Genomic DNA, 13,915 nt, shown 5'->3' with positions numbered 1-13,915 from the left:
TTTTAAAGTATTTTTGAATATGTTGTAAGAGCTAAATATTTTAAATAAAATATGTTTTTTTATTTATCAGTTTTTGATTTATTGATATTTAGAAAAATTTAAAATAATATTATTCTAAATTCTTCTTACATTTTTCTCTAAATATGGATATTCCATATGTTTTGCTGTTGATCGTGAAACTTCTTCACCGAAATATTTCTTCACAATATAAAGTGCCATATCAATACCAGCTGAAATTCCTGCACTAGATATAATATTTCCATCTTCAACAAAATGTTTATCTCTACAAACTTTTACATTTTTAAACTCTTCTTCCATTCTATCTAAGCTTTTCCAATGAGTTGTAGCATTAACTCCATCGAGTAATTTTGCACTTGCCAAAATAAGAGAACCTGTACAAACAGAACTTAGAAGTTCTGCCTCTTTTGCTTTTTGTTTTATAAAATTTAACACTTTTTCATCATACATAAGTTTTCTTGTACCCATTCCACCTGGAACTATCAAAATATCAAGATTTGGACAAGTTTCAAAATCAAAATCTGGTATTATCTTCATATTTCCTTTTGTAAAAACAACTTCTTTTGTAATAGATATCAACTTAACATCAAAAGGAGAAAGAGTTTCTAATCTCCTATCTTCATCTAGTCTAGTTACACTTAAAACCTCAAATGGACCAGAAAAATCTAAAACTTCTATGTTATCAAAAATAAAAATACCAACAATCTTTTGCATAAGTTTTCCTTTAGAAAAATATCAATTTATTTTATCATAGCTTTGATATTTTAATAATATTTAATATAAAAAAATTTAAGAGTTTAAAAACTGCCCAAGTTCTCTATTTTTTATAAGATTTTTATAGTTTTTTACACTTCCGTGCATAGATACATAAACACCATTTTTTATTGTTGAATTTAAAAATCCAATAGCTTGTGCAAAGTTTAGTGTTGCTTCAACTTTATTTATAGACATAGGTAGCATAGCACCAGTAAAAATTATAGTTTTATCTTTTACTTTTTCATCTACATATTTTGCACTTAAGTGCATAGTATCAGTTCCATGAATAACAATAAAATGGTCATTTTTAGACTCTTTTATTGTTGTTACAATCTTTTCTCTGTCAAAATCATCCATATCCAAACTATCTTTTGAGATTATATTTAAAACTTCAAAATCGATATTATATGAATACTGTATTATTTCTTGAAGTGCCAAACTCTCTTTTGACACTTCAAGTTCACCAGTTAGAGGATTGTATATTTTATTGAAAGTTCCTCCAGTGTTTATAACTACGATTTTAGATTTTGTCATAATTGTGAACCATATTTCTTGGTTGTAGTAACTCTTCTAGCTCTTCTTGTGTAAATAGTTTTTGCTCCAATAAAATATCATAAACTCTTTTTCCCGTTTTTAAAGCTTCTTTTGCAATAGCTGAACTTTTTTCATATCCTAAAATTGGATTTAAACAAGTTACAAGTGTTGCTGAATTTAAAACATTATTCATACAAACTTCAGGATTTGCAGTAATTCCTTTTATACATTTTTCACCTAAACTTTCAAAAGCTCTTCTCATCATATTTATAGAGATAAATAATCTAAAAGCAATAATTGGTTCAAACACATTTAATTGCAATTGACCATGCTCACTTGCAAGAGAAATAGTAACATCAGCACCTATTACATCAAAAGCAACTTGATTTACAACTTCTGGCATTACTGGATTTACTTTACCTGGCATGATAGAACTTCCGGGTTGAAGTGGTGGAAGATTTATCTCATTTAGCCCAGCACGTGGACCTGAACTCAAAAGTCTTAAGTCATTACAAATTTTTGAAACTTTTATGGCAATAGATTTAAATCTTCCAGAAATTTGTACAAAAGAACCAGTATCTTGTGTAGCCTCTATCATATCATTTGCTTTATAATACTCTGTTCCAGTAACCATTCTTAAATGTTTTATCACCAATTCTTGATATTCAGGCTTTGTATTTATCCCTGTACCTATTGCTGTTGCTCCTAAGTTTACTGCTTTTAGAGTATTTTGAGCCGTTGTAAGTCTAAAAATATCATCATCTATCATTGTTGAATAAGTTTTAAACTCTTGTCCTAAAGTCATAGGAACTGCATCTTGAAGCTGTGTTCTTCCCATTTTTAATATATCTTTAAATTCTACTGCTTTATCGTGAAAACAATCTCTTAAAAATTTAAGACTATCTTGAAGTTTAAAAATCAATTCATATAGAGTGATTTTTATAGCTGTTGGATATACATCATTTGTTGATTGGCTCATATTTATGTGGTTATTTGGATGAATGATGTCATAAGAACTTTTTGGATGCCCTAAAATTTCTAAAGCAATATTTGCTATTACTTCATTTGCATTCATATTTGTAGAAGTTCCAGCTCCACCTTGAATTGGATCAACTATAAACTGATCATGAAATTCTCCTGCAATAATTCTATCACAAGCTTGAACAATAGCATTTTTTTGAGTATCAGTTAAATCACCTAATTCATGATTTGTTAAAGCACAAGCTTTTTTTACCTTTGCTAAAGATATGATAAAATTTGGAAATATTGATATCCCAAGAGTAGTTATATCAAAATTTTCTTTTGCTCTTAAAGTTTGAACACCATAATATTTATCAATTTCAATCTCTTTTTCACCTAAGAAATCTTTTTCTATTCTATGTAAATTTTCCATACTTTGCCTTTAAAATATTTTAAACAAAGTATAGAATAAACCTACACAAAAAAAGCTTTATTGAGAATTATTTTCTAATAAGTTCTTCTACAATTTTGATTAGATAATCAGCAGAATTTTTTGCACTTGATTTTAAAAACTCATCAAAATCAAATCCAGCATCCATATCAGCACTATCAGAGATTGCTCTTAAAATAAAAAAAGGGACATTTAAAGCATCACAAACAACAGCAACACTTGCACCTTCCATCTCTAACGCATCAGCTTTAAAAGTGTTTTGTATAAAATCTTTTCGTTCAATTGAGTGAACAAACTGGTCACCAGTTGCAATAGTACCCTCAATTACTTTTAGATTATTTTGAACTGCTACTTTTTTTGCAACTTCTCTTAAATTTTTTGTAGTTTCAACAAAAACTTTTCCACCTGGAACATAACCATTAGGATGCCCAAAAGCAGTAATATCCAAATCATGTTGGCAAAGTCTATCAGCAATTATTAGATCACCAACTTTCAAATTTGGATTAACAGCTCCTGCAACTCCTGAAAAAAGTAAAGTATCACAAGAGAATTTTTCTATCATAGTTAAAGCAGTTAAACTTGCATGTACTTTTCCAATTTTTGAATAAGCTATTACAATATTAAGACCTTTATAATTTACTTCATAATATTTATTATTTGCAAACTCTACAATATTTACTTTATTAAAATAAGCTAAAAGAGGTTCTATTTCTTCTTCCATAGCTCCCATAATTGCTAATTTAGTCATTTAATTCACCTATTACTGCTTCAAGCGTTGCCATATCAGAAACATTTAAAGTTGGTTTATCCGTAATTTTTCTATTTAAACCTTTTAAAACTGCTCCATTTCCAAATTCAATAAATAAATCAACTTTATCACTATTAGCTTTTATTGATTGCTTATATTTTACTGGACTTACAAGTTGAGAAGATAAAAGTTCTATAGCTTCATCTTTTGTTGTATAAGATTCAGCACTTACATTTGCAATAACAGGAGAAAATTCATCTTGTAAATACTCTTGTAAATATGGTTTTAAGTTTTCAACTGCACTTTGTAAAAGTTCGCAATGTGATGCAACGCTCATATCAAGAACCAATGCTCTTTTAGCTCCTGCAGCTTTAAAAGTATCAACTAAACTTTCTAAATCAGCTTTAACTCCTGCAAGAACCAATTGCCCATCCATATTATAGTTTGCTGGCCAAACTTTTTTTCCATTCTCTCTTTGCTCTTTACATATGTTTTCAACTATCTCATCATCAATTCCAACTAAAGCCATCATACCAGCACCACCACCACTACAAGCTTCATTCATAAAAGTTCCTCTTTTATTTACAAGCTCAATTGCATCTAAATAATCGATCCCTCCAGCAGCAACTAGTGCAGTAAATTCTCCTAATGAATGCCCTAAAACAAATTCTGGTTCAATCTCACACTTTTCTTTAAAAACTGCTAATGCAATAGCACTTACAAGTAAAATAGCTGGTTGAGTAAATTCAGTTTTTCCTAAATTATTATTTTCTTCAAATAAAAGTTTTTCAAAATCAATATTCAATCTTTGACTTGCTTTTTTTATCATCTCTTTTGCAATTTCACTATTTTCAAAAAAATCTTTACCCATTCCAATAGTTTGACTACCTTGTCCAGGGAAAATAAAAGCAACTTTTTTCATAATAAAACCTTTTTTTTAATTTTGATTAAAAACCATCTTTAAAGACTCGAAATTAAGCCCTTAAAAATAGTTTTGCCCAAATGTAAAACTACACTTGGGCAAATTCTAAACTATTTTTATCTAAAAATTAGTGGCAACCACATCCACCATGAGAGTGTCCATGACCAGTTCCACAACCACCACCGTGTGAGTGTCCATGGTCATCTCCAGTTCCACAACTTCCTCCTCCACAACAACCACCTGCCATTGCAGCCATTCCACCTACAACACCAGTTTGAATCTCTTCATCTGTTGCATCTCTTAAACTTAATATAGCAACACTAAACATTAAAGTTCTTCCAGCCATTGGGTGATTGTAATCAATAGTAACTTCGTTATCATCAAATGATTTAACTACAACTTGAACAGTTTCTCCATGTTCACCTGTTCCATATAAGCTCATTCCTTCAACTAATTCTATTCCAGCAAATTGTTCTTTTGGTAAAGTTTGCACAGCCTCTTCGTTATACTCTCCATAAGCATCTTTTGCTTCAACTAAAACATCTGCTTCTTCATTTGCTGACATATCAACTAACTTATTTTCTAATCCAGGGATAATTTGACCTTTTCCAGAAATAAATTCTAAAGGTGCTTGACCTACGTTAGTATCTAATTGTTCACCAGTTTTTGCATCTTTTAATGTATATTCTATACCTATTACTTTATTTGACATATTTTAATCCTTTTATAATTTTGATAAATTTGTTTTCGCAGTTTTAGCTTCTGAACTGTTTGGATAAAGTTCTATTAATGTACTATAAAAATTTTTAGCATTTTCTTTATCTTTTGCATTTTCAAATGATATTCCACTATTTAATAATAGCGATGGCATATAAGAAGCTTTATCATTTAACATAGCTGATTTCTTATAATATGTTATCGCTTGATCATATTTTTTTCTTTTAAACCACATTTCACCTAAATAATAGTTATTCTCAGCTGGTTTATAATTTAACTCTACAAGTTTTTCAAACTTAGGTATAGCATTTGTGTATAATTTAGAATCATATTCTTTTTTAGCTTCTGCCATAAGGCTTGCTCTAGATTCAGCAGTTTTTAAGTCACCAAATCCTGAAGATGTTGTATCTGTTGTAACATTGCTATTTTTAGTTTCTTTAACATTTGTAGGTGTAGTTTGCGGTGTTTTAATCCCCATAGCTTTTTTTACGGCCTCAAACTCTTCACGAGTAACAAATTGCTGCATATTTTTCTCTAATTCATTAGATGAAACATATTCTGCATTTATTTTATTAACTAATGTTGTCAATTTTGTAATAGCAGTTTTCAAATTGTCTAAATCTGATTGATTTAAATTTGAAGCTGACTCGTTAGAAGCTAAATCTGAAGATTGATTTAATTTTAAAGATAAATCATTTAATTTTTTGGAATCACCTTCATATGTAGACTCTAAGCCCTCTAATCTTAGATTAATAGATCTAACTAATCCATTAACTTCGTCAAGTTTAGAAGATAAATCACTTATATTTGATTGATTTTTTAAGATATGTTTCTCAGTAGATGTTAGTCCATAAGAACTGTTTGACTTTGCTCCTCCATAAACCGAAACCTCTTCGGCTACGGTTAATGAAGATATTACTAATAGTAATGGTAGAATTTTTTTCATCAAATTATTTTTCTAATTCGTGCTCAACTCTTCTGTTTTCTGCCCAACACTCTTTAGTTTTTTCAGTACAAACTGGATTACTCTCACCTAAAGAAACCATAGTAATGTTAGTTGAAACACCATTTGATACTAAAACATCTTTTACAGCATTAGCTCTTTTTAAACCTAAAGCATAGTTATATTCATCACTTCCCCACTCATCTGTGTTTCCAAATACTTTAATTGTAGTATCTGAAGAAACTTGAGATAATTTAGAAGCGTTGTTTACAGCTTTTTCTTTATTTGATGAAGTTAAATTATATTTATCAAAATCAAAATAAACATGCTCAATTAAAACTTTTTGACCATTAATCATATAATAGTTACCATTTCCTGCTCTCTCTAACAAAGTACCATCTTGAATTGGTGCCTCAGTAGCTACAGACTCAGATGGAGCAACTACATCATTTACATCAGCATTTTTTTCACTACAACCAGTAGTAAATAATAGAGCTGAAACTAAAACTGAATAAAGACCTAACTTTTTCATTATTTTTCCTTAAAATAAAATTTTCAAGAAATATTACTAAAGTAAAACTTAATTATTGTTTAGTTTTTTTATATTTTTAAATAATAATGAGGGTTTAGAGGGGAAAGGAAGATTAAGTATTAATCTTCCTAATTTTTTACCAGTCTATAGATTGAATTCTTTTTCCAGAAAGGGGAAATAAAAACGATTTATTGTGTTCTAATCTAATAATTCCAATAGAACTTGTTCCTTCTGTTTTTATGAACAATACACTTTCTCCATCAGCAGAAAATTTTGGGAATTGATTTACTCCACTAGAAGTTAATCTTTTTAAACTATCCGATCTTGTAGATATCAAATATAAATTAAAACTTTTACCTAATTCATTATTAGCATCTCTACTACTAAAAATAACATTATTCCCATGAGATGTAACAGAAGAGTTATTATTACTATGGAAAACCATTCTTTCAACAGCATTAGAACCAATAGATTGTGCAAAAATATTTGGGTTTCCTAATCTATCAGAAACAAAAACAATTTTTGAGTCATTTTCAACAAATTGTCCTCCAACATCAATTCCACTATATTTTGTGATTTGAGTTTTTGATTTTGTTTTTGTATTGTATAAGAAAATATCTGGTTGTCCATTTGGAGATGCAGTTACTAAAAGTTTAGAACCATCAGCATTTACATCTGAACAAGCAAGCATCCCATCAGAATCCATAATAACTTCTTTACTTCTATTATAAATATTTAACTTAACTAAAGTTGGTTTTTTATAATTGTAAGAAGTATAATAAATTGTTTTTTGCTCTTTATCAGCCCATTTAGGGAATATATTCAAACCACCAGTTACAACTCTTTTTTTATAAGTTAAAGTATAATCTCCAATCATAATATCAGCTTTATTAGCTCCATCATAAACTGAAAAAACTACAAATTTATCCATCCAAGCAATACTAGGAGCTTTAAAATGGTCATTTATTGAAATTGCTGTTTTATGTGCTAAAAATACAAATCTTTCTTCTAACGATGTTGTATAATTTTTCTCTAAAATTAAAGCTCTTGAATTTATATCATAAAGCTTCGTCATTAAAGTATAATTTCCATTTGTCTCTTTTTTAGCAGATAAATTAACATATAGGTTTACTCCTTGATTAGATAAGCCTAATATATCTGGTAAACTATCATATGCTGTTATACTAGAAACATTTGATACTTCAAAATGCCCACTAACATTGAAATCATCTGATAAAGCTTTTTTAATTTTACTTAAAGTATTTTTTTCTAGCGAATCAGGTGCAATTGAAACCACAACTTTTGGTAAAGTCATACCTTTTTTTACAATATCTAAATGCCCATCAACCTCTGCAAAAAGTGAACTTAGCATTAAAGATATAACTAAAAATATTTTTAACATAATTTTATCCTTCAAATTTAAAATCAACTGAATATCTTACACCTTTTCCATTAGGTGGAATAGGATACATTACTCCTGTTTGAGTATCTAAATACGTTCTTAAAGCTTCATTATAAGCTTCATCTGTTGATTTTTTTTGGAACTTATAATCAAACTTTCCATTTTCATCAACCATTACAATTACTCTTACCACAATTTTTGTATCTTGTGAAATTGGAGCTCCTGCTTGTAGTATTTCATAAAGTTTACTACCATAATCATCATTTGCATCACCTTTAGCAGAACTTTTAACTTTAGAATCTGTTGCAGTTTTCTCATCTTCCAATAATTTGTCTATTTTAATATTTGATGATTTTTTCTCTTTTTCAAACTTAGACTTAAATCTTTTTGGATCAATAGATTTTTCAACATTATTAACCTCTTCTTTTACAACTTTTGGAGCTGTTTCCTTAACATTTGCAAATAAAGATTTTAAATCTGGTTTTTTTTCATTTGAAGCTGAAGTAGATTTTTCAACTACCTCTTCTTGCTTAATAATTTTTTCTACTTTTCTTTCTACCATTTTCTTTTCTGCTATTTCTTCAATCATATCCAATTCAATAGTAGTAGAACTAGGAGTAATATTTATAGCATCTTTATTTGGAGTAAATATATAAAACATTACAAGAAAACATATTAAAAAATATATTGTAAAAGCAATAATACCAGAAAAAATAAAATAAGAATTATTTTGCATCTTTACCCATCTGTAACTAAAGCAACTTTAAAAAAACCTGCTTCTTTAACTGATTTTAATACATAAATAATATCATCATACTTCAAACCTTTATCAGCCCTAATATGAATAGGTGTATTTTGATCTTTTCCTCTTGAAAATAGTAAAAAACTATCTGCAAAATTAGATATTTCAACTTTATTTTTATTTAATGTAACTATTCTATCTTTTGTAATAATAATATCTATTTTTTGAACATCTTGAACTTGTTGTGATCTACTTCCCGTTGGAAGGTTAATAGGTTCTTCAAACTCAATAACAGGAGCTGTAACCATTAATATTGCTAATAAAACTAGCATTATATCAACTAAAGGAGTGATATTTAAATCTGGTTTTTGATTAAAATCAAACACTATTTACCCTTTAGCCACTAAAATTTCTGATTGTGCTTTTAAAAAAATATTTAATTCATAAATTTTTCTTGAAAGAATTTGATGGAATGTATAAGCAAAAATTGCAACAAAAATACCTGCAGCAGTTGCAACTAAAGCTTCACTAATAGCAGGAGCTATAACAGAAAATGAAACTTTAGATTCATTTGCAAACACAGCAAATGATTCCAATATTCCAACAACCGTTCCAAAAAGACCAATAAATGGAGATGTCGAAGATATTATAGCAAGCCAAGATAAACCAACACTTGCATCTTTGATAATACTAATCTCACATGCATGCAAAATTTCTTTAGATGTAGAGCCATTTGAACACTGGTTAAGTAGTGATAATGGAGAAAATCTTCCTTGTCCTGATGTTAGCATTTCTAAAGATCTCTTCTCATTTGACAATAATCTATTTATTGCACTATTTCTATACAAAAATATCCAAAAAACAGCTACTGTATACGCTGACAATAGCGCTAAAACTATATAAGTTATAGCGCTACTATTTGCCAAATAATTTAGTAATGTAGAAATCATATTTTTTATGCAAATGAGTTGATTTTTGCTTCAACTGCAGCTAAAGATATATTAGAATCTTTTACAGAATTAACTAATTCTTTTGCTGCTTCAATATTTTTTGCTATTTCTGAATCTTTTCCAGAAGTTAATGCAATAGCTCCATCAACTAATACATCAACTGATTTTTCATCTACCTTAACATGTCCCCAATTGATGGCAACAGCTTCAATAGAATCAATCTTTTCAATAACAATCACACCAACATTTAAAGTTGATACTAATGATGAGTGTCCTGGAAGAACTCCAAACTCTCCCTCTTTTCCAGGGAGAGTTACACTTTTAACACTATCATTAAAAATCATTCCTGTCGGAGTAATGATTGATAATTTAATTGTATCCATAAGTTTTTTCCTTAATGGTTTTTATTATTTCATTTTCTCAGCTTTTGCTAGAACCTCGTCGATTCCACCAACCATATAGAATGCCATTTCAGGGATGTTGTCATATTTACCATCTAAAATTCCTTGGAATCCTGCGATAGTATCTTTTAATTCAACATATTTACCTGGGCTTCCTGTAAATACTTCTGCAACGAAAAATGGTTGAGATAGGAATCTTTCAATTTTTCTAGCTCTTGCAACAACAAGTTTATCAGATTCTGATAACTCATCCATACCAAGAATTGCGATAATATCTTGTAAATCTTTGTATTTTTGTAATACAGATTGAACACCTCTTGCTGTATTATAGTGCTCTTGTCCGATAATATCAGCACTTAAAATTCTTGAAGTAGAATCTAGTGGATCAACCGCAGGATAGATACCTTTTTCAGCAATTTTTCTATTTAGTACTGTAGTTGCATCTAAGTGAGCAAAAACAGAAGCTGGTGCAGGGTCAGTTAAGTCATCTGCTGGTACATAAACAGCTTGAACTGAAGTAATAGAACCTTTAGATGTAGAAGTAATTCTTTCTTGTAATTTACCCATTTCTGAAGCAAGTGTTGGTTGGTATCCAACAGCTGAAGGAATTCTTCCTAAAAGTGCTGACATTTCAGAACCAGATTGTGCAAATCTAAATATATTATCGATAAACATAAGAACATCTAGTCCTTTTTCATCTCTAAAATATTCAGCCATTGTAAGACCTGTTAATGCAATTCTATTTCTCGCACCTGGTGGTTCACTCATTTGACCATAGCACAGTGCAACTTTATCAAGAACATTTGAATCTTTCATTTCATGATAAAGGTCATTTCCTTCTCTTGTTCTTTCACCAACACCAGCAAATACTGAATATCCAGAGTGTTTAAAAGCAACATTATGGATTAATTCCATAATAATAACCGTTTTTCCAACTCCAGCACCACCAAATAGTCCAACTTTTCCACCTTTTGAATAAGGCGCTAAAAGGTCAACAACTTTGATACCTGTTTCAAACATTTCTGTTTTTGTTGATTGCTCTTCAAACGTTGGAGCTGATCTATGAATTGACCATCTTTCTGTATCAGCAGGGATAGCAGAACCTTCATCAACTGGATCACCAATAACATTGAAAATTCTTCCTAAAACTGCCTCACCAACTGGAACTTTAATAGGTCCTCCTGTAGCAATACACTCTTGACCTCTAACTAATCCTTCTGTCATATCCATAGCAATAGTTCTAACTCTACTATCACCAATGTGTGCAGCAACTTCTAATACTAATCTATCTTTAGTAGCATCAGCTAATGTAACATCAATAGCTTCGTTAATTTCTGGTAAGTATCCATCAAACTCTACGTCTACAACTGGACCCATTACCTGAATAATTTTACCTTTCATACGGGCAACTCCTTATTAAATTATTTTAATGCTTCAACACCACTGATAATTTCTATCAGCTCTGTTGTAATTGCAGCTTGTCTTGCTTTATTGTATTCAACTGTTAAACTATTAACTTTTTCTTTTGCATTTTTACTTGCAGATTCCATAGCTTGCATTCTAGCACTATGCTCAGCAGCTAAAGAATCAATTAATGCATAATACATATTGAAATCAATATATTTATCAGTTAATTCTTTTAATACTTCATCATCATCGTCTGGCTCAATATTTAGCATAGAAGTAGTTTCAGAAATTTCAACTTTTTCTAAACCAATTGGCAATAGTTCTTTTACTCTTATCTCTTGAGATAACATATTTAAGAAACCATTATAAACAATTATCACTTTATCAGTAACTTCATTTTTAAAGTCTTCAACAACATCATGAATAAAACTTGCAGCCTTATCATAATCTGGAGCAGAAGATAGTTCAATAGCTTTTTGCTCTATAGCTTGACCTTGGAAAGAGAAGAAATCAACTCCTTTTCTTCCAGCAGCTCTTAATCTAACTTTTACACCTTTTGATTCGTACTCTGAAATCAATTTACTAACAGTCTTAATTGTAGACATATTAAAACCACCGCAAAGTCCTTTATCAGCAGTTACAAAAACAATATCAACTGTTTTTGGATTTTCATTTTGTACAAATGCTCTACCAATATTTCCTTCATCTTGAACTTTGCTAACCCGTGTTGCAATATCAGAAAGAACTTCATTTATCTTAGCAGCATAACTTCTAGATTGTTCAGATAACTGTCTTGTTCTAGTAAGTTTAGCTGAAGATACAAGCTTCATAGCTTTTGTAGTCTTCTGAGTATTTTTAACACTATTAATTTTTAATTTTATCTCTTTTAAGTTAGCCATAGACTAATCCTTAATTTGCATTAAATACAGTTTTAAACTCTTCTAATGCAGCTTTTAATTGTGCTTCCGTATTATCATCTATTTTTTGACTTGATTTAATTGCATCTAAGATATTTGAATATTTTTGTTCAATAAATGCATGTAATTCAGTTTCAAATCTAACAACATCTTTAACTGCAATATCATTTAAGTAACCTTTTGTACCAGCATAAATAATTACAATTTGTTTTTCAATCACAAGTGGTTTATTAACACCTTGTTTTAGTACTTCAACCATTCTTTGTCCAAGTTCTAACTCTCTTCTTGTTGCTTCATCTAAATCAGATGCAAATTGTGCAAACGCTTCAAGTTCTCTATATTGAGCAAGTGATAATTTTAAAGTACCAGCAACTTGTTTTGTAGCTTTAATTTGTGCAGCTCCACCAACTCTTGATACCGATAAACCAACATTAATTGCAGGTCTAATTCCTGAGTTAAATAGATTTGTTTCTAAGAAAATTTGTCCATCTGTAATAGAAATCACGTTTGTTGGAATATAAGCAGCAACATCACCTGCTTGAGTCTCAATAATAGGTAGAGCTGTCATTGAACCAGCACCTTTTTCATCACTCATTTTTGCAGCTCTTTCAAGTAATCTTGAGTGTAAATAGAATACATCTCCTGGATATGCTTCTCTTCCTGGAGGTCTTCTTAAAATTAATGACATTTCTCTATATGCAACTGCATGTTTTGATAAATCATCATAAATAATTAATGCGTGTTTTCCATTATCTCTAAAGTATTCACCCATTGTAACACCTGTATATGGTGCTAAAAACTGAAGTGTAGCAGAATCAGCTGCTGATGCATTTACAACAATTGTATAATCCATAGCACCCGCATCTTCCAATGTTCTAACAACAGAAGCAACAGAAGATGCTTTTTGACCAATAGCAACATAAATACAAACTACATTTTCACCTTTTTGATTAAGAATTGTATCAATAGCAACTGTTGTTTTACCAGTTTGTCTATCACCAATAATTAACTCTCTTTGTCCTCTTCCAATTGGAACTAAAGCATCAATAGCTTTAATACCAGTTTGTAATGGCTCATGAACTGATTTTCTTGACATAATTCCAGGAGCTTTTTCTTCAACAAATCTTGTTTCAGTTGCTGCAATAGCACCTTTACCATCAAGTGGTTCACCTAAAGCATTTACAACTCTTCCAACTAAAGCCTCTCCAACTGGAACTTCTAATAATTTTCCAAGTCTTTTACAAGATGTACCTTCTCTTAATCCAGTTCCTTTTCCAAGGATAACAATACCAGCAGAAGATTCTTCTAAGTTAGAAGCAAGACCTTTTTCACCATTTTCAAACTCTACAAGCTCACCAGCCATAACATTTTTAAGACCATAAACTTGAGCAATACCATCTGCATAAGAGATAATTTTACCAGTTTCATTTACATCTACATTTAATTCAAAATTATCAATTCTCTCTTTAATAATAGAACTGATTTCATCAGCTTGAATTTTTGCACCCATTCAAT

At 30.0% G+C, this 13,915-nt stretch carries 16 protein-coding genes; all 16 read right to left on the bottom strand.

The window, feature by feature from the left end; translation table 11 throughout:
- Positions 1 to 114 precede the first annotated feature (114 nt).
- The 16 genes from CRU91_RS06320 to atpA all read right to left on the bottom strand — a co-directional run bounded on the left by CRU91_RS06320 (position 115) and on the right by atpA (position 13,910).
- Entirely contained in the window at positions 115 to 732 is a 618-nt protein-coding gene (locus tag CRU91_RS06320) for a DJ-1/PfpI family protein (protein ID WP_113894378.1), read from the bottom strand.
- Positions 733 to 807: 75 nt separating this feature from the next.
- A complete protein-coding gene (locus tag CRU91_RS06315) occupies positions 808 to 1,308 on the bottom strand; it encodes an asparaginase domain-containing protein (protein ID WP_113894377.1) in 501 nt (166 codons plus the stop codon).
- Positions 1,295 to 2,701, bottom strand: coding sequence for an aspartate ammonia-lyase (gene aspA / locus CRU91_RS06310; protein WP_113894376.1), 1,407 nt, complete (start codon positions 2,699 to 2,701; stop codon positions 1,295 to 1,297). Before aspA ends, CRU91_RS06315 begins: the two co-directional genes overlap by 14 nt.
- 67 nt (positions 2,702 to 2,768) lie before the next feature.
- A complete protein-coding gene (locus tag CRU91_RS06305; RefSeq protein WP_113894375.1) occupies positions 2,769 to 3,467 on the bottom strand; it encodes a 5'-methylthioadenosine/adenosylhomocysteine nucleosidase in 699 nt (232 codons plus the stop codon).
- A complete protein-coding gene (gene fabD, locus CRU91_RS06300) occupies positions 3,460 to 4,389 on the bottom strand; it encodes an ACP S-malonyltransferase (RefSeq protein ID WP_113894374.1) in 930 nt (309 codons plus the stop codon). The genes CRU91_RS06305 and fabD overlap by 8 nt, the downstream gene beginning before the upstream one ends.
- Before the next feature lie 127 nt (positions 4,390 to 4,516).
- Positions 4,517 to 5,101 (bottom strand): FKBP-type peptidyl-prolyl cis-trans isomerase, encoded by a 585-nt coding sequence (locus CRU91_RS06295; protein WP_113894373.1) that lies wholly within the window; start codon positions 5,099 to 5,101, stop codon positions 4,517 to 4,519.
- Between the two features lie 12 nt (positions 5,102 to 5,113).
- Entirely contained in the window at positions 5,114 to 6,052 is a 939-nt protein-coding gene (locus CRU91_RS06290; protein ID WP_113894441.1) for a tetratricopeptide repeat protein, read from the bottom strand.
- Between the two features lie 4 nt (positions 6,053 to 6,056).
- On the bottom strand, positions 6,057 to 6,581 hold the full coding sequence (locus CRU91_RS06285; protein ID WP_113894372.1) for an OmpA family protein: 525 nt from the start codon (positions 6,579 to 6,581) through the stop codon (positions 6,057 to 6,059).
- 136 nt (positions 6,582 to 6,717) lie between these two features.
- The gene (tolB, locus tag CRU91_RS06280) at positions 6,718 to 7,983 is read right to left on the bottom strand and encodes a Tol-Pal system protein TolB (RefSeq protein ID WP_113894371.1); all 1,266 of its coding nucleotides are present in this window, start codon (positions 7,981 to 7,983) and stop codon (positions 6,718 to 6,720) included.
- 4 nt (positions 7,984 to 7,987) lie between these two features.
- Positions 7,988 to 8,719: a TonB C-terminal domain-containing protein gene (locus CRU91_RS06275; RefSeq protein WP_113894370.1), complete on the bottom strand. Its 732-nt coding sequence runs from the start codon at positions 8,717 to 8,719 to the stop codon at positions 7,988 to 7,990.
- A 2-nt stretch (positions 8,720 to 8,721) separates the two neighbouring features.
- Positions 8,722 to 9,111, bottom strand: a complete 390-nt coding sequence (locus CRU91_RS06270) for a biopolymer transporter ExbD (protein WP_113894369.1) — start codon at positions 9,109 to 9,111, stop codon at positions 8,722 to 8,724.
- A gap of 3 nt (positions 9,112 to 9,114) precedes the next feature.
- Positions 9,115 to 9,675 (bottom strand): MotA/TolQ/ExbB proton channel family protein, encoded by a 561-nt coding sequence (locus tag CRU91_RS06265; protein WP_113894368.1) that lies wholly within the window; start codon positions 9,673 to 9,675, stop codon positions 9,115 to 9,117.
- A 5-nt stretch (positions 9,676 to 9,680) separates the two neighbouring features.
- Complete coding sequence (gene atpC / locus CRU91_RS06260) at positions 9,681 to 10,058, bottom strand: ATP synthase F1 subunit epsilon (protein ID WP_113894367.1); 378 nt, start codon at positions 10,056 to 10,058, stop codon at positions 9,681 to 9,683.
- Between the two features lie 24 nt (positions 10,059 to 10,082).
- Positions 10,083 to 11,477 (bottom strand): F0F1 ATP synthase subunit beta, encoded by a 1,395-nt coding sequence (gene atpD / locus CRU91_RS06255; protein WP_113894366.1) that lies wholly within the window; start codon positions 11,475 to 11,477, stop codon positions 10,083 to 10,085.
- 20 nt (positions 11,478 to 11,497) lie between these two features.
- The gene (atpG, locus tag CRU91_RS06250) at positions 11,498 to 12,382 is read right to left on the bottom strand and encodes an ATP synthase F1 subunit gamma (protein WP_113894365.1); all 885 of its coding nucleotides are present in this window, start codon (positions 12,380 to 12,382) and stop codon (positions 11,498 to 11,500) included.
- Between the two features lie 10 nt (positions 12,383 to 12,392).
- Entirely contained in the window at positions 12,393 to 13,910 is a 1,518-nt protein-coding gene (gene atpA / locus CRU91_RS06245) for a F0F1 ATP synthase subunit alpha (RefSeq protein WP_113894364.1), read from the bottom strand.
- Positions 13,911 to 13,915 lie beyond the last annotated feature (5 nt).

Origin of the sequence: Aliarcobacter vitoriensis (assembly GCF_003316695.1) — a bacterium.
In the GTDB taxonomy this organism is placed as follows: Bacteria; Campylobacterota; Campylobacteria; order Campylobacterales; family Arcobacteraceae; genus Aliarcobacter; species Aliarcobacter vitoriensis.
This window is presented reverse-complemented; position numbering and strand designations above follow the sequence as displayed.

Excerpts from the sequence above, each read along its gene's own strand:
- fabD (WP_113894374.1), bottom strand. The coding sequence starts at position 4,389 with ATGAAAAAAGTTGCTTTTATTTTCCCTGGACAAGGTAGTCAAACTATT.
- aspA (WP_113894376.1), bottom strand. The coding sequence starts at position 2,701 with ATGGAAAATTTACATAGAATAGAAAAAGATTTCTTAGGTGAAAAAGAG.
- CRU91_RS06320 (WP_113894378.1), bottom strand. The coding sequence starts at position 732 with ATGCAAAAGATTGTTGGTATTTTTATTTTTGATAACATAGAAGTTTTA.
- atpD (WP_113894366.1), bottom strand. The coding sequence starts at position 11,477 with ATGAAAGGTAAAATTATTCAGGTAATGGGTCCAGTTGTAGACGTAGAG.
- CRU91_RS06285 (WP_113894372.1), bottom strand. The coding sequence starts at position 6,581 with ATGAAAAAGTTAGGTCTTTATTCAGTTTTAGTTTCAGCTCTATTATTT.
- CRU91_RS06275 (WP_113894370.1), bottom strand. The coding sequence starts at position 8,719 with ATGCAAAATAATTCTTATTTTATTTTTTCTGGTATTATTGCTTTTACA.
- CRU91_RS06305 (WP_113894375.1), bottom strand. The coding sequence starts at position 3,467 with ATGACTAAATTAGCAATTATGGGAGCTATGGAAGAAGAAATAGAACCT.
- atpA (WP_113894364.1), bottom strand. The coding sequence starts at position 13,910 with ATGGGTGCAAAAATTCAAGCTGATGAAATCAGTTCTATTATTAAAGAG.
- atpC (WP_113894367.1), bottom strand. The coding sequence starts at position 10,058 with ATGGATACAATTAAATTATCAATCATTACTCCGACAGGAATGATTTTT.
- atpG (WP_113894365.1), bottom strand. The coding sequence starts at position 12,382 with ATGGCTAACTTAAAAGAGATAAAATTAAAAATTAATAGTGTTAAAAAT.
- CRU91_RS06265 (WP_113894368.1), bottom strand. The coding sequence starts at position 9,675 with ATGATTTCTACATTACTAAATTATTTGGCAAATAGTAGCGCTATAACT.
- tolB (WP_113894371.1), bottom strand. The coding sequence starts at position 7,983 with ATGTTAAAAATATTTTTAGTTATATCTTTAATGCTAAGTTCACTTTTT.
- CRU91_RS06315 (WP_113894377.1), bottom strand. The coding sequence starts at position 1,308 with ATGACAAAATCTAAAATCGTAGTTATAAACACTGGAGGAACTTTCAAT.
- CRU91_RS06295 (WP_113894373.1), bottom strand. The coding sequence starts at position 5,101 with ATGTCAAATAAAGTAATAGGTATAGAATATACATTAAAAGATGCAAAA.
- CRU91_RS06290 (WP_113894441.1), bottom strand. The coding sequence starts at position 6,052 with ATGAAAAAAATTCTACCATTACTATTAGTAATATCTTCATTAACCGTA.